Raw genomic sequence first — 16,442 nt, forward strand, 5'->3', positions numbered from 1 at the left:
ATTCAGGCTTTTTGAATGAAGTAGATCTGAGCGGCGCCTTGATCTTGCATTTCAAGCAACACATTCCCGCTTTCTGCACAAAAGTGAGGAATATCCACGATGGCTGCGGGGTCATCGGCCTGCACCCGCAAAATCTGACCCGCGGTCAACGCCATCAGGCGTTTGCGCGCTTTCAACACGGGCAAGGGGCACAAAAGCCCCAAGGCATCTAGATCGGCATCAAAACTCATACCAGCGACATAGGTGTGATGTTTCATTCTGTCCACGCCATTGTGACTCCAAAGAGTGGTTTGCCCCTTTGCCTTCCGGGCCAAAGTGCATATTCATGGGCGCTATGTTGGATATTTCTGTTTTGGACGTCACACTTTTGCCTGCGATGGGCATTGCGCTGGTTGCGGGAATCATCTCGTTTCTAAGCCCCTGTGTTCTGCCTATCGTGCCGCCGTATCTGGCCTATATGGGCGGTGTCAGTGTGGGCGAGATGGAAGAAAAGCGCGGTGCGCGCGCCAAGGCGCTTGGCACGGCATTGTTTTTTGTTATGGGCCTGTCCACCGTTTTCATTCTATTGGGGTTCACCACATCCCTGATAGGGTCGTTTTTTCTGCAAAACCAGAATTGGTTTGTCAGCGTATCAGGCATCGTGATTATGGTGTTCGGGGCCCATTTTCTTGGGATATATCGCATCGGGTTTCTGGACCGTGAAATGCGTATGGATGCAGGCGATCAGGGCGGATCGGCGTTTGGTGCCTATGTTCTGGGACTTGCCTTCGCCTTTGGGTGGACGCCTTGCATCGGGCCTCAACTGGGCGCGATCCTGTCACTGGCCGCATCAGAGGCAAATGCCACACGCGGCACCGCGCTGTTGGCCGTTTATGCCATAGGGTTGGGTATACCGTTTTTGCTTGTCGCGGCGTTCTTTCCGTCACTCACAGGGGTGATGACGTGGATGAAGCGCAATATGGATCGGATTGAACGGGTCATGGGCCTGCTTCTTTGGACGGTAGGGCTGATGATGCTGACGGGTAAGTTTACCGATTTCAGCTGGTGGCTGTTGGAACGCTTTCCTGCATTGGCCGTCTTGGGCTGATCCTTGCGACTGTTCCGATTGTTTTCTTAATTTTGCCCAAAATGCGCGGTAGGGTTGCGACAATCCAGTGTGAGGGCAGGTGATGCGACCCAATCAAACCAATGTCGTGACCAAGCGGAAGGTCTTTTATATCCCGGGATATGATCCGATTCATCCGCGGCGCTACCGCGAGCTGTTCCGCAAAGAGTCAAAGGCGCAGGCTGAAATCAGCGGCTACGCGATGGCGCTGGCCCCCAAAACGACCGAAGGCCCCTATGGCTGGCATGTGGTTGGTAATGTCGAGGGTCAGACAGTTCATTCGGACGTTGAGGTTTTGGTGTGGTCCGACATCGTGCGCGACAGCATGGATAACTCGATCCCTGCAACCTACGCCGCACTTGTGCGCACCGCATGGACCTACATCTCAAGCGGCGCGTTGCGCCGGTTGATGTGGTTGCGCAAAGGGCCGGTGATTGCCGCACTCTATCCGGTGCTGTTTCTTATCCTTCAGGCACTTTTGGCCATATGGGTGTTTTCGGTCGTGCTACGGCTTGGGGTTTGGCTAACCGGTCCTCTCTTGGGGAGTTTTGCAGGACCGCTTTTCGGGATTGCAGGACTGGCCGCGGGGTGGGCACTGCTCAGTTGGTTTAAAAAGCGCGACAACAAGTTTTTCGCCTATTATCTGATGCATGACTACAGCTATTCGGCGCGGACCAAGGGCGCCAATCCCCCCGAACTTGAGGCCAGAATGGCAGAATTTGCCGCGCAAATTGCCCAAGGGCTGCAAGAGCCTGTGGATGAGGTTTTGGTGGTGGGCCATTCGTCGGGCGCGCATCTGGCCGTATCGATTCTGTCCGATCTGATCCGCGATGGCCGTGTGCCCCAAAACGGTCCCGCACTTTCGTTTCTGTCGCTCGGGCAAGTTGTGCCGATGGTCAGCTTCTTGCCTCAGGCGCACCGTCTGCGCGCCGATCTGAATTTCCTGTCGACCCGTGATGAGCTTGCGTGGATCGACGTCACCGCACCCGGCGATGGCTGCGCCTTTGCGCTGTGCGATCCTGTGGCGGTGTCAGGGGTTGCACCTGAGGGCCAGCAATGGCCGCTTGTGATCTCGGCGGCCTTTACGCAAACGCTGTCACCAGAGCGGTGGAAGGCGCTGCGCTGGCGCTTTTTCCGACTGCATTTCCAGTATCTTTGTGCCTTTGATAACCCTGCAGATTACGACTATTTCCAAATTATTGGCGGGCCACGCACATTGGGTGAACGCTATGCCGAACGCGCCCCATCGAAATCCCGTATTGACATCGCAGCGAGTAAATACACAAGCCTTGCGGCATGACGCAGCCGCCCAAGCCCCCCAAACCAGCGGCGCGCCCAGAGCGCGTGTCGCTTTGGCGCTACCTGAAACTTTTTCGCGCCGATATCCTATCGGCGCAGCCTGCCAAGCTTTACCGCGCCTGGATGGCCGAATTTCGCACGCCGTTCTTTCGCAGCTATCTGGCCAACGAACCCGCGTTGATCAAACGGGTGCTTAAGCAACAGCCAGAGGATTTCCCCAAGTCCGACCGGATTGGCGCAGGTTTGCGCCCCTTATTGGGCGAGAGCGTTTTTCTGACAAATGGGGAAACATGGAAGCGTCAGCGCCGCATCATTGATCCCGCGTTCGAAGGGGGGCGGCTGCGCGATACCTTTCCTGCAATGCAAGCGGCAAGCGCGGGGATGGTCGCGCGCATAGGGGCGCTGGCGAATGGCCAGCCTTTTGAAGTGGAAGCCGAAACGAGCCATGCCGCGGCCGATGTTATCTTTCGCACGCTGTTTTCAATTCCGATTGATCACGAGGTGGCGCGCGATGTGTTTCGCGAATTCAATGCACATCAACGCAGTCAACCGATCCTGAACCTTGCCGCCTTTGTCCGTGGCCCAAAGTGGATGCCGCGGTTTTTTCGGTCGGAAAGCAAACGCACCGCCGCCAAGATCAGACGTTTGATCGAAAAGCTGACCAGTGATCGCATGGTCCAAATCAAAGCGGGGACCGCGCCTGATGATCTGGCAACCAAGATCATGACCACCCCTGACCCGCATACCGGCGAGACGTTCAGCACAGAAGAAATGGTCGATCAGGTGGCGATTTTCTTTCTTGCGGGCCATGAAACAAGCGCAAGCGCATTGGCGTGGACGCTCTATCTGCTGGCGCTTTATCCTGACTGGCAAGACAAGGTTGCCGCTGAGGCGCAGGCGGCGGGGGATCTTGGGTTTTCAGATGTGGCGAAGTTACGCGTGACGCGCGATGTGTTTCGCGAAGCGTTGCGGCTCTATCCACCCGTGCCCATGATGGTGCGCGAAACAACCTGTCCTGTAACCTTTCGCAATCGCGATGTTCCAGTTGGAAGCCAAGTGGTTCTAAGTCCGTGGCACGTGCATCGTCACGAACGGCTTTGGGATGACCCGGACAGCTTTGACCCGACCCGATTTGAAACAGACAACGGCAAAACCTGCTTGCGGGACGCGTATATCCCGTTCAGCGCAGGCCCGCGTGTTTGCACGGGGGCAGGCTTTGCGATGATTGAAGGAGTGCTGCTGCTGGCGGATGTAATGCGCCATTTCCGCTTTGAGGTGGATGCCGACCGTCCGCCTGTGCCAGTGGCGCATCTGACCGTCAGATCAAAAAGCGGAATCTGGGTGCGCGCAACCCGTCGTTAGCGGGTTAAGACCAGTTCTCCGCCTCTGATGGAAATCTCGGAAAACTGGTTCAGGTAGGTCATCCCGAGAAGGCTTTGAAACATCTCGCCGCCGTTGACGGTGGCGCGTAGGTTGGTGTCCACGACAGGGCCAAGACGCACCTCATCCAGCGTGACCGCAGCCGTCTGTACAGGCCCGTTGGCCGTTAGAGCACGACCAAAATAATCCAGTGTTGCAGGATCGAGCCCGATGCGTTCGGCGTCTTGTTTGGTCAAAACGACCTCGCTTGCCCCTGTGTCGACGACAAATTCGATGGGGGTGCCATTCACTTCCAGCATAAGATGATAATGCCCGTCCCCTTGACGCGGCACGATGATTTGTCCGCCCTCGGATACCGTTTGGAAGGGGGCAACGGTTTGGCGCACATCTTCCCAAAGGCCAACGCCCGCAATGGCGCCCACGATAATCAGCGCCCAGATCGCGGCCATCTGAAGGGTTTTGCCGATGTTTTTGCGTTGGCTTATCAAATAGCTGCCTGCAATCGCCCCCACCAAGAGCGTTAGATAAATCAGCTGTGCGGTATCCATATTATCCATGATGCTTATGTAGGGTCTTAAACGCCAATGCCAAAGGCCTTCAGGCCATCCATGACAAATTGCACCGACAACGCAGCCAACAGCATACCAAACAAACGACTGACGATGGTGACACCGGTTTTGCCAAGGGCGCGTTCAATGGGCCCTGCCAAAAGGAAAAGGACAAAGGCAAGCCCGACCACCGCGATCATCACCGCCGATACTGCCATAAACCCGAACCAGTCTTGATCCCCTGTCAAAAGGATCATTGAGGCAATGGCACCGGGCCCCGCTATCAACGGGATTGCGATGGGAAAGACGGATGGATCGTCGTCGACAGCTGTATCGTTTTGTGCGCCTTCGGCTTGATCTTCGCGCCGCGACTGGCGCCGCTCGAACAGCATATCCAGCGCGGTGAGGAACAAAAGTATGCCGCCCGCAATGCGAAACGCGGGCAGGGTGATGCCGACAAATCCGATCACTGCCTCGCCAAAGAGGCCAAAAAGAAGCAATACCGCGATGCCGATGATACAAGCCCTTGCCGCTACGGCGCGTCGTTGTTTGGGCGTCATCCCTTGGGTCAAAGCAACGAACAAAGGGGTAAGACCGATAGGATCAATGATCACAAACAAGGTGGCAAAAGCCGTGATCAGAAGCGCCGCATCCATTACTTTTGTGCCTTTTCGAGCTTTTCAGATGCAGCCATCCACAGCGCTTCGGCGCGGTCCTGGGCATCCATAACTTCGGCGTATTTCTTTTGCCAGACAGCGGCTTCATCTGCTTTTCCGTCTTCATACAGCGCGGGGTCTGCCAGCTTCTTGGCCAGTTTGTTTGCCATATCCGCAATCTTGGTCATGCGCTCTTCGCATTTGCGCACCTCGGCCTTCATCGCCAAAATCTGATCGCGGCTGGCTTTTGGCTTGGCAGGTTTTGGTTTGGATTTCGCAGGGGCGTCATTTTGCAACAACAGCTTGCGATAGGCTTCCAGATCATCGGGGTAGGGCGCGACATTGCCGTCTTTTACCAGCCACAGCCTGTCCGCGACCAACGACAGAAGATGCATGTCATGGCTGACCAGCACGACCGCACCGGAATAAGCCGTGAGCGCTTCGACCAACGCCTCGCGGCTTTCGATATCAAGGTGGTTTGTCGGCTCATCGAGGATCAACAGATGGGGTGCATCAATGGTCGCCAGAAGAAGCGATAGCCGCGCTTTTTGTCCGCCGGACAGTTTGCCGACCACTGTATCGGCCTGATCGGCGCCAAGACCAAATCCTGCAAGGCGCGCGCGCAGTTTGCTTTGCATCTCGTTTGGACGCAGGCGTTTGATATGATCCAAGGGGGTTTCATCGATAAAGAGTTCATCGACCTGATGCTGCGCAAAATACCCGATGCGCAGTTTGGACGATTGCACCATGCGCCCGCCCATCGGCTCAAGCCGGGCAGACAGCAGTTTGGACAAGGTCGATTTGCCCTGACCGTTTTTGCCCAAAAGCGCGATGCGGTCGTCCTGATCAATCCGCAGATCCAGCTTTTTCAACACAGTCGTGTCGCCATAGCCCACCGCGCCGTTTTCAACGCGAATAATGGGCGGGGATAACTCCTCTGGTTCAGGGAAGCTGAACACGCGTTTGGCGGCGTCTTCGGGTGCTGTGATCGTTTCCATTTTCTCAAGCATTTTGACACGCGATTGCGCTTGCTTGGCTTTCGAGGCCTTGGCCTTGAAACGGTCAACAAAGCTTTGAAGATGCGCGCGGCGGGCATCTTGCTTTTTCGCCGCAGCCGCCTGAATTGCACGTTGTTCGGCACGTGCCTTGGCGAATTGGTCATAGCCGCCCGCCCAAAGCGTCAGCTTGCGCCCTTCGAGGTGCAAGATATGGTCAACAGCGCGGTTCAGCAGGCCGCGGTCGTGGCTGATGATGACAACAGTGTGCGGATATTTCGCCAGATACGTTTCAAGCCACAAAGCGCCTTCAAGATCCAGATAGTTGGTCGGCTCATCCAGCAGCAACAAATCAGGCTGCGCAAAGAGCACACCAGCAAGGGCAACACGCATCCGCCAGCCGCCCGAAAAGGCAGAGCAAGGCATCAGTTGTTCGGGCGCATCAAACCCCAACCCCTTAAGGATGGCACTGGCGCGTCCTTCTGCAGACCATGCATCAATATCGGCCAGTCGCGTCTGGATATCTGCAATGCGCGCAGGATCGGTGGCGGTTTCGGCCTCGGCCATCAGACTGCTGCGTTCCGTATCGGCCTGCAGCACGGTCTCAAGGAGCGATGTGTCGGACGAAGGCACCTCTTGCGCGACACCACCAATCTTGGCCCGATCTGGCAGCGATATGCTGCCGCCCTCTAGTGCCAATTCGCCTTTGATAATACGAAAAAGCGTTGTCTTGCCTGCACCGTTTGGTCCGACAAGACCCACTTTATGGCCTGTCGGGATGGACGCGGACGCGCCTTCAAACAAGGGGCGGCCTTCCATGGCGAAGCTGATATCTTGAATGCGTAACATATGCGCGGTGTGTCAGGGGGCGCAGGGCAGGTCAAGCCGCTCAATACTGCGGTGGTCCTTTCAGTTCGATGCGGTTGCCAAAAGGGTCATGGATATAAATGGAATGACCAATGCCGCGTGCGCCCCCTTGGGTCAGTTCCTTTTCAATATGCACGTTATTGGCAAGAAGATGCGCGCGCATTTCATCTGGGTCAAACGGTCCGACCGCCAGGCCCACATGGTCCATGTTTGTGCCGCGGGTCCGCTGCTGTGCTGCATAGGCAGCACGCGGATCGCTTGCATCCCAAAGACCGATCAGAACAGAGCCGAACCAAAGATGTGTCATCGCGATATCGGGGTATTCGAACCCCGGCAGACAGCCCAGGACACCACAGTAAAACTCTTTGGCCTTGGCCAGATCGTCTACCCAAAAAACAAGGTGATCAACGCCAACAGGCTGGACGGGAACAGGATTGGTCATGCGCCAAAGGTAGCATGTTGATGATATGCGACCAGCCCCTTCCATCACGCGAAAAACCGTGTTACGCGGCGCGCAATTCAACACTCGGACGAGGAACATCCAATGGCGATCCAACGCACTTTCAGCATCATCAAACCCGACGCAACACGCCGCAATCTGACAGGCGCGATCAACGCGAAACTCGAAGAAGCAGGTCTGCGCATCGTTGCGCAAAAGCGCATCCACCTGACCAAAGCCCAAGCTGGTGAATTCTACAAGGTGCACGCAGAACGCCCGTTCTACGACGAGCTGTGTGAATTCATGGCATCGGCACCGATCGTCGCGCAGGTTCTTGAGGGCGAAGACGCGATTGCGAAAAACCGTGAAGTTATGGGCGCAACGAACCCGGCAGATGCTGCCGCGGGAACCATCCGCGCCGAATTTGCCGAAAGCGTTGGTGAGAACTCGGTCCACGGGTCGGACGCGCCAGAAACGGCTGCGGAAGAAATTGCATATTTCTTCTCGGGCCTCGAAATGGTTGGCTAAAACCTGCAAAGGTTTACGTGTGTTTGGCGTCGTCCCCCTGGGGGCGGCGCTTTTTTATGGGCGGTGGCGGCGTATGCCAGTGCCTATGGTGTTCAGGATCGCTTCAACGCCCGTGTCATTATAGACGTTGGCTTCTTTGATCGCGTCAAAGCGTTTGCGCAGTGCAATTTTTTCTTCGCCTTTGCAGTCATTCCACGGACGCCCCTGTAGTGCCATGACCAGAACGTAATAGCCGATGAAATGGGGTGGGGTGCCCGCACGAAGCATCATTGCGTAAGCGGTATCTGAGCCCAATGTGCGCAACTCTTCGGCCGTCGAAATACCTGCATCGCCCAGGCTTTTGGCAAAAGCGGGCCCAATATTTTTGATTGTTTGCAGGTCGCTCATGGTTGGGAGGGTGCCATGGGGGCGACCTGCAGGCCAGTGCTAGATGCTGGCGAAATCGGTAAACTGGTAGTCCGTTGGTGTCTTGGGCGCGGGCGCTGTGCCACGGGCCGAGATTGGTTTGGGAGAGCTTGTCTGGCGATCGGTCTTGGGATCGGTCGCGGGAGGAGTGCTGCTTGGCATCGATCTTTCCTTTCTGCCTGAACCGACGCAAGGGCCGATTGTTTCTGTCGTGAGTTTAATCAGACGCAGGAATTGGGGCAAAAATGCGGCATGGCTGTGCGCTTTGCCCGTGAAAGGTCCGATGCGGAACTAATGTTGTGTTTTTGCAACGGGCCTGAAAAGACAAAACGCGTCGATGACGGCGCGTTTTTAAAGCTGTTTCCAAATATTGGGGGTAGGGGCGCCTAACGGCCCCATGTGCGCACGGGGCCGCAATCCATGTGAACAAAATTGGATTTCGAATAGCGTCCCACACCACCACCGGCACAGGCGGCAGCGGCGCGCGCCATTTGACTGACCGAGCGTGATTTAAGCCGAAGATCAGCGGCTTGCCCTTTCATGTGCAACGATTTCTTGGCAACGCCGCCAGAGCGTGACCGTAGCATCGCATTGGTTTGCGGCGTGCGGTAGCCCGACAACAACATGTAAGGATCGTTTGCATCCATCAGGTTATGGGCGGCAGACATCACATCGATTGTGCGTGTGTCGATGCGTGTATCTTTGTCCTGACGCCAGTCGCGCATGAACCAGTTTACTTCTTTCAGGGCTTCTTTCAGGTAGTCACCTTCGATCCAATAGATCATGTCGATGTTTTCACCTGTGCGCCCCGAATACATCCGGATGCGGCGGACATCGCCCGCGCCGCGCAGAAATCCTGCTGCGTTGGAATAAGTCGGTGCTGCTGTGATCGCTGTCGCTGCAAAAGCGCCAAGCAATCCGCGGCGTGTCAGAAGTGAGCTGTTGGTCATCGGTCCCCGAACCCTTAAGCTTTCATTACCTGTGTGAACCGCATCTTTGCGTGTTCATCTGCCTATCTCCCCAGATATGCCGTGTGTATGGCATAGCCAGAATCAGCATCCAAGCCCCGTTTCGCAAAAGACCAAAATTCAAATGCTTTTCGGCAAATTATCGCTGAAATCTGCCATCTGATGCGAAATGACCCGTTTTGTCCTTAACGGGCGCGGCAAGGGTGCCACATCTTTGGATAACCTAGAAATATGGCTAAAATGTGAATGGACAGGCAGCAATCGTTTCTAGACAACCGACACTAATAACGCGCAACACATGATGAGGGATGAGATGGTTCTGCTCCAAACTCGCTTTTCTAGCTTTTTTCTAGCAATTTTGATGGGGCTGGCCCTCTGGATTGTTCCCGCAACACCTGGGTCTGCCCAGGTCACACAGCTTAAACAAGCCATTGCCGAAGCGGCGGCGAAAGACAAAGATATCGCCGCTTTTTACAAAGCCACAGGTTACAAACCTTTGTGGGTGGGCATCACGGGTAAAGATCGTGCACGGCGCAATGCATTTTTGAACGCAGTTGATGCGGCGGCCGATCACGGTCTTCCATCGCAACGCTATGACGCAAATGAATTGAAAGCGCTGATCTCGTCGGCCAAAGGACCCAAGGCGCGGGGCGCTTTGGAAGTCGAAATGAGCCGCCGCTTCCTGCAATACGCGCGCGACATCCAAACCGGCATTCTAAAGCCGTCGTCGGTGGATGGCGATATCGTCCGCAAAATCCCCTACCGCGACCGCCTTGCGACACTTGACGCATTTTCGAAGTCGAACGCGAACGGATTTATCAAATCACTTCCGCCTAAAAACCCCGAATACACCCGCTTGATGAAAGCAAAACTGGATATGGAACGCCAGCTGGCCCGCGGTGGTTGGGGCGCGAAGGTCGGGGCCAAGTCGCTCAAGCCTGGTCAATCAGGCGCGAATGTCGTGCAGCTGCGTGATCGTTTGGTCGCGATGGGCTTCATGCGCAAATCATCATCCGCCAGCTATGACGCAAACCTGCAAAAGGCGGTTCAGCTTTTTCAACAGGCCAATGGTCTGAGCCCCGATGGTGTGGCCGGTGCAAGCACAATCGCGGCGATCAACGTGCCTATGGAATCGCGTTTGCAACAGGTCATCGTCGCGATGGAGCGCGAGCGCTGGATGAACCGTCCACGCGGCAAGCGCCACGTGATGGTCAACCTGACAGATTTCACCGCAAAGATCGTTGATGGTAACTCGGTCACGTTCAGCACCCGCAGTGTAATTGGGAAAAACCAAGATGACCGTCGCAGCCCGGAATTCTCGGATGTGATGGAATTCATGGTAATCAACCCGAGTTGGTATGTGCCCCGTTCCATCGTGGTCAAAGAATACCTGCCGGCGATGAAGCGTAACCGTAACGCCAACAGCTACCTTGAGATCACAGATAGCAAAGGTCGCAAGGTAAGCCGCTCATCCATTAACTTCGCGAAATACGACGAAAAATCGTTCCCCTATAACATGCGCCAGCCGCCAAGCCGCGGTAACGCGTTGGGCCTTGTGAAGTTTATGTTCCCCAACAAATACAACATCTACCTGCATGACACGCCTGCAAAAAACCTGTTCAGTCGCCAGGTGCGCGCCTTCAGCCACGGCTGTATCCGCCTGAACGACCCGTTTGATTTTGCCTATGCCCTTCTGGCCAAGCAAACGAGCGACCCGCAGGGGTTCTTCCAAGCCAAGCTGAAGTCTGGCCAGGAAAGCTACGTCAATCTCAAGGAACCTGTGCCTGTGCATATCATGTACCGTACGGCCTATACGGACGCGAAGGGCACATTGAACTTCCGCAACGATATCTACGGCCGTGACGCCCGAATTTGGCGCGCCTTGTCGCGTGAAGGGGTGGCCCTGCGCTCTGTAGGCGGGTAAACCTGCTCCCGAAACCATCTTCGGGAAACGCCATATGGCCTACACGGTAAAAGACATTGCAACGGCGCTTGGGGCAGAAGCCCTTGGCGCCGTTGATCTTTTGGTAACGGGCTTGTCAGAGCCCGCAACAGCGCAGTCGGATCAGATGGCATTGGCTTTCACGCCAGACTACGCGGAGGCGATTGGTCAGGGGGCCGCGAAGGTGGCCCTGCTTTGGCAAGGGGCTGATTGGCAAAGCTATGGGCTTGAAGCGGCCATATGTGTCGAACGACCGCGCTATGCTTTGGCCCCTTTGTCAGCACGGCTGGACCGCGGGCCAGCGATTGCTGCGGGTATTCACCCAACGGCCGTGATTGATCCATCTGCGCAGATCGGCAAGGGGGCGGCCATCGCCCCGTTTGTGGTGATTGGCGCGGGCGTTCAGATTGGCGAGAACGCCCGCATCGGCCCGAATTCTACGATCGGCTATGACAGTGAAATTGGGGCGCAGGCTTTGATCCATGCAGGTGTGCACATCGGTCACAATGTGCGCATTGGCGCGCGGTTCATCTGCCAATCGGGCGCTGTGATCGGCAGTGACGGGTTTAGCTTTGTCACCCCTGAAAAAGCAGGCACCGAAGAAATCAAGGAAACTCTTGGCGAACGCGGCACGGTCAAGCAACAGCATTGGACCCGCATTCACAGTCTGGGCGGTGTGACGATCGGCGACGATGTCGAAGTTGGCGCGAATACCTGCATTGATCGCGGCACTGTGCGCGACACGGTGGTGGGGGACCGCACAAAGATCGACAATATGGTGCAGGTGGCCCACAACGCTGTCGTCGGACGCGATTGTCTGCTGTGTGGTGCCTCTGGCGTGGCGGGCAGCGGCGTGTTGGGCGACCGTGTTGTGCTTGGTGGCCAATCGGGTGTCGTCGACAATGTCAAAGTGGGCGATGACGTGATCTTGGGGGGCGGCGGCAAAATTCGCACAAACCAACCTGCTGGACGCGTCCTTATGGGGGATCCGGCCATTCCAATGACCGCAGGGGTCGAGCAATACAAAGCCTTGCGACGTTTGCCGCGTTTGGCCCGTGACGTTGCGGCCCTCAAGAAGGCACTTCCCAAAGACGACCCCAGACCCTAAATCAAGGTCATAGCAGGATCACGAAGGCGAATTTACATGAACACCGCAGCAAAAGTGACTGAAATCATTGCCGAACAAGCGATGATTGATGTGTCTGATGTGACACTGGATAGCACGTTGGAAAGCCTTGGGATTGACAGCATGGGCGTTGTGGAAAGTATTTTCGCGATTGAAGAGGCCTTTGATATCTCTGTGCCGTTCAACGCAAACGATCCTTCCGACAGCGACTTTGATATCTCAAGTGTGGCAAGCATTGTGGCGGCGGTGGACAAATTGAAAGCCGAGCAAGCCTGATGCACCGCGTGGTCATCACGGGTGCAGGCACGATCAATGCGTTGGGCAATGATGTTGCCAGCACACAATCTGCGATGGCAGAGGGGCGTTGCGGGATCACACAGCTTGATATCCGCGATATTGATCGCTTGTCGGTCAAGATCGGGGGGCAAATCCACGGGTATGAGGAAGCCGATCACTTCAACCGTCAGGAAATCGCCCTTTATGATCGATTTACGCAATTCACCTTGCTCGCTGCGCGCGAGGCCATTTCGCAGGCTGGATTGAAGTTTTCGGGCGATGAGTCCGATAGCGCAGGGGTTGTTCTGGGAACCTCTGGGGGTGGTTTGAACACCCAAGATGATAATTACCGCGCGGTTTACGAAGAAGGCAAAAACAGGGTTCATCCGTTTATCGTGCCAAAGTTGATGAACAACGCAGCGGCCAGTCATGTGTCTATGGAATACAACCTGCGTGGACCCTCGTTTACGGTGGCCACGGCCTGTGCTTCCAGCAATCATGCGATGGGGCAGGCCTTTGCGATGATCCGTTCTGGCATGGCCAAAACCATGATCACAGGTGGTTCAGAGGCGATGTTGTGCTTTGGTGGCTTCAAGGCATGGGAGGGGCTGCGTGTGATGTCGAAAGACGCGTGTCGTCCGTTTTCTGCCAATCGCAACGGAATGGTGCAGGGCGAGGGCGCGGGCGTTTTCGTTTTTGAGGAATATGAACACGCCAAGGCCCGCGGGGCAGAGATTCTGGCCGAAGTTGTCGGCTATTCGATGACATCCGATGCCAGTGACATTGTGATGCCGTCCAAAGCGGGGGCCGCGCGGACCATTGCGGGTGCTTTGCGCGATGCGCGCATCGATCCAACAGAGGTGGGCTATATCAACGCCCACGGGACTGGCACGGCCGCCAATGACAAAACCGAATGCGCTGCTGTGGCGCAGGTTTTTGGTGCCCATGCGGACAAATTGATGATCTCATCCACCAAATCGATGCATGGTCATTTGATTGGCGGCACAGGTGCGGTCGAGTTGTTGGCGTGTTTGATGGCTCTGCGTGACGGGATCATCGCGCCCACGATCGGCTATGAAGAACCCGATCCTGAATGCGCGCTGGATGTGGTGCCAAACGAGGCGCGTGAATGTCAGGTTGAGGTTGTTTTGTCCAACGCATTTGCCTTTGGCGGTTTGAATGCCGTCATCGCCCTGCGCAAGTTTCCCTAACAAAAAAACGCCCACCGAAGGGCGGGCGTTTCTGGTGCATCTTGATTTGCGCTTATTGTGCGGCGATTTCTGCCAGACGGTCAAACCCGGCGGTGAAGCCTGACAAAGACACGGTCAATTCGACTTTCTGGTCAGGTGCAACGGCTGGTACAATCGTCAGGTTGGCCGCATTTCCGCGCTTGAACGCCGTGACATCAGCAGCCGAAAACCCAAGGCGCGCCAAACAACCGACTTGGCTGCAGAAGGCGAACTGATATTTGCGGGCCTGGCCACCATCAATCGACATGCTCAGACGTTCTGTCAAAAGTGTTTCAAGTGGAACAATGATGTTCGCACCAGCCGCGGCCTGCGCACCTGCGGGCAACGAGAGGATGTTGATCTCTGCCACGGCGTTGCCTTGCTGATCTGACAGCAGTTGATAAAGCTGGCACGGATCTTTCTGTTCGGCGTCAGCGGGCAGTTTTACGCAGCGGATTTCCCAATCACCGGATTCTTCCATGACATAGGTCTGGCCTGGTTGTGGTTCGCTCTGCTCTGGCTCGCCCATCTGAAGCTCGATCCCTGTGCCGTCATCCACAGACCCTTCGGCAGGTGCTGCCTCTTGCTCGGTGGTTTCGGGCGCAGGTGTTTCGGTTGCTTCCGTGGTCTGTGCCAAAAGCGGAGAAGCCATACCCAAAGCGGTAACAAGTGTAAGCGTTTTCAATAGATCAGACATGTAAGCCCCAACAACGTTAATTATGCCGCGCTGCTATCATGGTGGTGGAAGGATGTCAGGTCAAATTCACGCAACGGCAGTCAGCCATCGGCAAAAATATGCTAAAACGATAAGCCTGATGACGCGCCATAAAAAAAGAGGGCAACCCTTTTGGATTTACCCTCTTTGTCTTGCTCCCTGTCGGACCAGCCGACTTATTAATGCAACGCTATGACGCATGCGACATGCCGTCAACAGGGATTTCCAGTGATTTTTTCACATTTTTGCAAAGAGGGCCGACTGCAAAAAAAGCCGTAGCGACGGTGCGCTACGGCCAGTCTGACAGGGAGGTGTCAAAAGATCGAAGCTTTGGCCCGATCTGACGCTTTAGGTATGGCTCACAAAGGTTAAAAATGTATTTTCATTCAGGACAGTGAAATCAAAACAAGGCAACGCCTATGGACACCCAGACACTTATCGTTGGCGGCGGCGGCGAAAACTACGAAACACAGCAGCATTTGCGGCTGGACTATGCAAACCGGCATGGCCTGATCGCTGGTGCAACAGGCACGGGCAAAACCGTGACGCTACAGATCTTGGCTGAGGGGTTCAGCCGCGCAGGCGTGCCGGTGTTCCTGTCTGATGTGAAGGGTGACTTGTCGGGACTGGCCAAAGCGGGGACCGAAACGCACAAGCTGCATGATGCCTTCATGAAGCGGGTCGGCACGATCGGACTGGATGATTTCGCCTATGAAACCTTCCCCGTCTGTTTTTGGGACCTGTACGGCGATCAAGGCCATCCCGTACGCACGACAGTTGCCGAAATGGGCCCGCTTTTGATTTCACGCATGTTGGAACTGACCGAGGCGCAAGAAGGGGTGTTGAACATTGCTTTCCGTGTTGCTGACGAACAGGGCCTGCCTTTGCTGGACCTCAAGGATCTGCAATCGCTTTTGGTGTGGGTTGGCGAAAGCACAGATCAGATTGGTCTGCGGTACGGCTATGTTTCAAAACAATCGCTTGGCACCATCCAACGGCGTCTGTTGGTGTTGGAAAACCAAGGTGGCGCAAAACTGTTTGGTGAGCCTGCTTTGGCATTGTCCGATATTATGGCCACCGATGCGGGTAGGGGGCGGATCAATGTTCTGGCCGCCGACAAGTTGATGAACTCGCCCAAACTCTACGCCACGTTCCTGCTATGGCTTTTGTCTGAACTCTTTGAAGAGCTGCCCGAGGTCGGGGATCCCGATAAACCGAAATTGGTCTTTTTCTTCGACGAAGCGCATTTGCTGTTTGATGGTGCGCCCAAGGTGCTGGTCGACAAGGTTGAACAGGTTGCACGTTTGATCCGCTCCAAAGGGGTGGGCGTTTATTTCATCACGCAAAACCCCGCCGATGTGCCCGAAGACATCTTGGGCCAATTGGGCAACCGTATCCAGCACGCGTTGCGCGCATTCACGGCCAAGGACAAAAAGGCGCTCAAACTGGCGGCCGAGACATACCGTGAAAACCCCGCTTTCGATATCGAAGACGCCATCATGCAAGTGGGCGTGGGCGAGGCTGTAACCTCATTTTTGGAAAACAAGGGTATTCCGGGCATTGCCGAACGCACCTTGATCCGTCCGCCATCATCCCAGTTGGGGCCGATCACCAAATCCGAGCGTCAGGGGGTGATTGATGGATCGCCCATCGCGGGCAAATACGAGCATATCATTGATCGGGCTTCGGCATTTGAAACGCTGACAAAACGCGCCGAAGAGGCTGCAAAAGCTGCCGAGGAGGCCGAGGCCCGTGAAGAAGAAATGAGCGTGGCCGAACGCGAATATCAGTCGGGGCGCAAATATACAGGCACCAAAGTCACCCGCTCCACCAGCCGCACCACCCGCAAAGCCACCAACACGATCGGGGCCGAGATTGGGAAGCTGGTGATCAAGGAATTGAAAGGCACAACCGGTCGTCGCATCGTGCGCGGTATTCTGGGCGGGCTTTTCAAGGGGCGCTAA

General features: G+C 55.7%; 18 protein-coding genes. 9 read left to right on the top strand and 9 right to left on the bottom strand.

The annotated features are described in order from the left end of the window. Window positions 1–2 precede the first annotated feature (2 nt). On the bottom strand, window positions 3–230 hold the full coding sequence (locus L1065_RS00315) for a sulfurtransferase TusA family protein (protein WP_237094509.1): 228 nt from the start codon (window positions 228–230) through the stop codon (window positions 3–5). 104 nt (window positions 231–334) lie between these two features. On the opposite strand from L1065_RS00315, the gene L1065_RS00320 reads away from it, so the two are divergent. The 3 genes from L1065_RS00320 to L1065_RS00330 all read left to right on the top strand — a co-directional run bounded on the left by L1065_RS00320 (window position 335) and on the right by L1065_RS00330 (window position 3,766). Beyond that, a complete protein-coding gene (locus tag L1065_RS00320) occupies window positions 335–1,087 on the top strand; it encodes a cytochrome c biogenesis CcdA family protein (protein WP_237094510.1) in 753 nt (250 codons plus the stop codon). Window positions 1,088–1,169: 82 nt separating this feature from the next. Next, window positions 1,170–2,405 (top strand): hypothetical protein, encoded by a 1,236-nt coding sequence (locus L1065_RS00325; protein ID WP_237093451.1) that lies wholly within the window; start codon window positions 1,170–1,172, stop codon window positions 2,403–2,405. After that, window positions 2,402–3,766, top strand: coding sequence for a cytochrome P450 (locus L1065_RS00330; RefSeq protein WP_237093452.1), 1,365 nt, complete (start codon window positions 2,402–2,404; stop codon window positions 3,764–3,766). The genes L1065_RS00325 and L1065_RS00330 overlap by 4 nt, the downstream gene beginning before the upstream one ends. Here L1065_RS00330 and L1065_RS00335 read toward each other — a convergent pair. Genes L1065_RS00335 through L1065_RS00350 form a run of 4 tightly spaced genes read right to left on the bottom strand, consistent with a single transcriptional unit; the run spans window position 3,763 to window position 7,292 of the window. Next, window positions 3,763–4,341, bottom strand: coding sequence for a TIGR02281 family clan AA aspartic protease (locus tag L1065_RS00335; protein ID WP_237093453.1), 579 nt, complete (start codon window positions 4,339–4,341; stop codon window positions 3,763–3,765). The genes L1065_RS00330 and L1065_RS00335 overlap by 4 nt on opposite strands. 17 nt (window positions 4,342–4,358) lie before the next feature. Continuing rightward, the gene (locus L1065_RS00340) at window positions 4,359–4,988 is read right to left on the bottom strand and encodes a MarC family protein (protein WP_237093454.1); all 630 of its coding nucleotides are present in this window, start codon (window positions 4,986–4,988) and stop codon (window positions 4,359–4,361) included. Further along, a complete protein-coding gene (locus L1065_RS00345) occupies window positions 4,988–6,832 on the bottom strand; it encodes an ABC-F family ATP-binding cassette domain-containing protein (protein WP_237093455.1) in 1,845 nt (614 codons plus the stop codon). The genes L1065_RS00340 and L1065_RS00345 overlap by 1 nt, the downstream gene beginning before the upstream one ends. A 40-nt stretch (window positions 6,833–6,872) precedes the next feature. Further along, on the bottom strand, window positions 6,873–7,292 hold the full coding sequence (locus tag L1065_RS00350; RefSeq protein WP_237093456.1) for a VOC family protein: 420 nt from the start codon (window positions 7,290–7,292) through the stop codon (window positions 6,873–6,875). A 102-nt stretch (window positions 7,293–7,394) separates the two neighbouring features. Here L1065_RS00350 and ndk point away from each other — a divergent pair, with 102 nt between their 5' ends. Continuing rightward, entirely contained in the window at window positions 7,395–7,817 is a 423-nt protein-coding gene (gene ndk / locus L1065_RS00355) for a nucleoside-diphosphate kinase (protein ID WP_237093457.1), read from the top strand. A gap of 54 nt (window positions 7,818–7,871) precedes the next feature. Here ndk and L1065_RS00360 read toward each other — a convergent pair whose 3' ends face one another. The 3 genes from L1065_RS00360 to L1065_RS00370 form a co-directional block, all read right to left on the bottom strand. Beyond that, window positions 7,872–8,204 carry a TfoX/Sxy family DNA transformation protein gene (locus L1065_RS00360; RefSeq protein ID WP_237093458.1) on the bottom strand — a complete coding sequence of 111 codons (333 nt, stop codon included), beginning with the start codon at window positions 8,202–8,204 and terminating at the stop codon, window positions 7,872–7,874. A gap of 39 nt (window positions 8,205–8,243) precedes the next feature. Then, the gene (locus tag L1065_RS00365) at window positions 8,244–8,384 is read right to left on the bottom strand and encodes a hypothetical protein (protein WP_237093459.1); all 141 of its coding nucleotides are present in this window, start codon (window positions 8,382–8,384) and stop codon (window positions 8,244–8,246) included. A gap of 224 nt (window positions 8,385–8,608) precedes the next feature. Next, window positions 8,609–9,172 (bottom strand): DUF882 domain-containing protein, encoded by a 564-nt coding sequence (locus L1065_RS00370; RefSeq protein ID WP_237093460.1) that lies wholly within the window; start codon window positions 9,170–9,172, stop codon window positions 8,609–8,611. A 379-nt stretch (window positions 9,173–9,551) separates the two neighbouring features. Here L1065_RS00370 and L1065_RS00375 point away from each other — a divergent pair, with 379 nt between their 5' ends. Genes L1065_RS00375 through L1065_RS00390 form a run of 4 tightly spaced genes read left to right on the top strand, consistent with a single transcriptional unit; the run spans window position 9,552 to window position 13,745 of the window. Continuing rightward, the gene (locus tag L1065_RS00375) at window positions 9,552–11,114 is read left to right on the top strand and encodes a murein L,D-transpeptidase (protein WP_237093461.1); all 1,563 of its coding nucleotides are present in this window, start codon (window positions 9,552–9,554) and stop codon (window positions 11,112–11,114) included. A 34-nt stretch (window positions 11,115–11,148) separates the two neighbouring features. Next, window positions 11,149–12,240 carry a UDP-3-O-(3-hydroxymyristoyl)glucosamine N-acyltransferase gene (gene lpxD, locus L1065_RS00380; protein ID WP_237093462.1) on the top strand — a complete coding sequence of 364 codons (1,092 nt, stop codon included), beginning with the start codon at window positions 11,149–11,151 and terminating at the stop codon, window positions 12,238–12,240. Window positions 12,241–12,276: 36 nt separating this feature from the next. After that, window positions 12,277–12,534 (top strand): acyl carrier protein, encoded by a 258-nt coding sequence (locus tag L1065_RS00385; RefSeq protein ID WP_237093463.1) that lies wholly within the window; start codon window positions 12,277–12,279, stop codon window positions 12,532–12,534. After that, window positions 12,534–13,745 (top strand): beta-ketoacyl synthase, encoded by a 1,212-nt coding sequence (locus tag L1065_RS00390; protein WP_237093464.1) that lies wholly within the window; start codon window positions 12,534–12,536, stop codon window positions 13,743–13,745. Before L1065_RS00385 ends, L1065_RS00390 begins: the two co-directional genes overlap by 1 nt. 52 nt (window positions 13,746–13,797) lie before the next feature. Here L1065_RS00390 and L1065_RS00395 read toward each other — a convergent pair whose 3' ends face one another. After that, a complete protein-coding gene (locus L1065_RS00395) occupies window positions 13,798–14,460 on the bottom strand; it encodes an invasion associated locus B family protein (protein WP_237093465.1) in 663 nt (220 codons plus the stop codon). Window positions 14,461–14,897: 437 nt separating this feature from the next. On the opposite strand from L1065_RS00395, the gene L1065_RS00400 reads away from it, so the two are divergent. Then, window positions 14,898–16,442 (top strand): helicase HerA-like domain-containing protein, encoded by a 1,545-nt coding sequence (locus L1065_RS00400; RefSeq protein WP_237093466.1) that lies wholly within the window; start codon window positions 14,898–14,900, stop codon window positions 16,440–16,442.

It is taken from the genome of Nereida sp. MMG025 (assembly GCF_021654165.1).
Taxonomy (GTDB): domain Bacteria; phylum Pseudomonadota; class Alphaproteobacteria; order Rhodobacterales; family Rhodobacteraceae; genus Nereida.

What these genes read in the sequence shown, in the direction of transcription:
- L1065_RS00400 (WP_237093466.1), top strand. Translation starts at nt 14,898, where the DNA reads ATGGACACCCAGACACTTATCGTTGGCGGCGGCGGCGAAAACTACGAA.
- L1065_RS00325 (WP_237093451.1), top strand. Translation starts at nt 1,170, where the DNA reads ATGCGACCCAATCAAACCAATGTCGTGACCAAGCGGAAGGTCTTTTAT.
- L1065_RS00370 (WP_237093460.1), bottom strand. Translation starts at nt 9,172, where the DNA reads ATGACCAACAGCTCACTTCTGACACGCCGCGGATTGCTTGGCGCTTTT.
- L1065_RS00330 (WP_237093452.1), top strand. Translation starts at nt 2,402, where the DNA reads ATGACGCAGCCGCCCAAGCCCCCCAAACCAGCGGCGCGCCCAGAGCGC.
- L1065_RS00315 (WP_237094509.1), bottom strand. Translation starts at nt 230, where the DNA reads ATGAGTTTTGATGCCGATCTAGATGCCTTGGGGCTTTTGTGCCCCTTG.
- L1065_RS00350 (WP_237093456.1), bottom strand. Translation starts at nt 7,292, where the DNA reads ATGACCAATCCTGTTCCCGTCCAGCCTGTTGGCGTTGATCACCTTGTT.
- L1065_RS00320 (WP_237094510.1), top strand. Translation starts at nt 335, where the DNA reads ATGTTGGATATTTCTGTTTTGGACGTCACACTTTTGCCTGCGATGGGC.
- L1065_RS00335 (WP_237093453.1), bottom strand. Translation starts at nt 4,341, where the DNA reads ATGGATAATATGGATACCGCACAGCTGATTTATCTAACGCTCTTGGTG.
- L1065_RS00365 (WP_237093459.1), bottom strand. Translation starts at nt 8,384, where the DNA reads ATGCCAAGCAGCACTCCTCCCGCGACCGATCCCAAGACCGATCGCCAG.
- L1065_RS00360 (WP_237093458.1), bottom strand. Translation starts at nt 8,204, where the DNA reads ATGAGCGACCTGCAAACAATCAAAAATATTGGGCCCGCTTTTGCCAAA.
- L1065_RS00390 (WP_237093464.1), top strand. Translation starts at nt 12,534, where the DNA reads ATGCACCGCGTGGTCATCACGGGTGCAGGCACGATCAATGCGTTGGGC.
- L1065_RS00385 (WP_237093463.1), top strand. Translation starts at nt 12,277, where the DNA reads ATGAACACCGCAGCAAAAGTGACTGAAATCATTGCCGAACAAGCGATG.
- ndk (WP_237093457.1), top strand. Translation starts at nt 7,395, where the DNA reads ATGGCGATCCAACGCACTTTCAGCATCATCAAACCCGACGCAACACGC.
- lpxD (WP_237093462.1), top strand. Translation starts at nt 11,149, where the DNA reads ATGGCCTACACGGTAAAAGACATTGCAACGGCGCTTGGGGCAGAAGCC.
- L1065_RS00340 (WP_237093454.1), bottom strand. Translation starts at nt 4,988, where the DNA reads ATGGATGCGGCGCTTCTGATCACGGCTTTTGCCACCTTGTTTGTGATC.
- L1065_RS00395 (WP_237093465.1), bottom strand. Translation starts at nt 14,460, where the DNA reads ATGTCTGATCTATTGAAAACGCTTACACTTGTTACCGCTTTGGGTATG.
- L1065_RS00375 (WP_237093461.1), top strand. Translation starts at nt 9,552, where the DNA reads ATGGGGCTGGCCCTCTGGATTGTTCCCGCAACACCTGGGTCTGCCCAG.
- L1065_RS00345 (WP_237093455.1), bottom strand. Translation starts at nt 6,832, where the DNA reads ATGTTACGCATTCAAGATATCAGCTTCGCCATGGAAGGCCGCCCCTTG.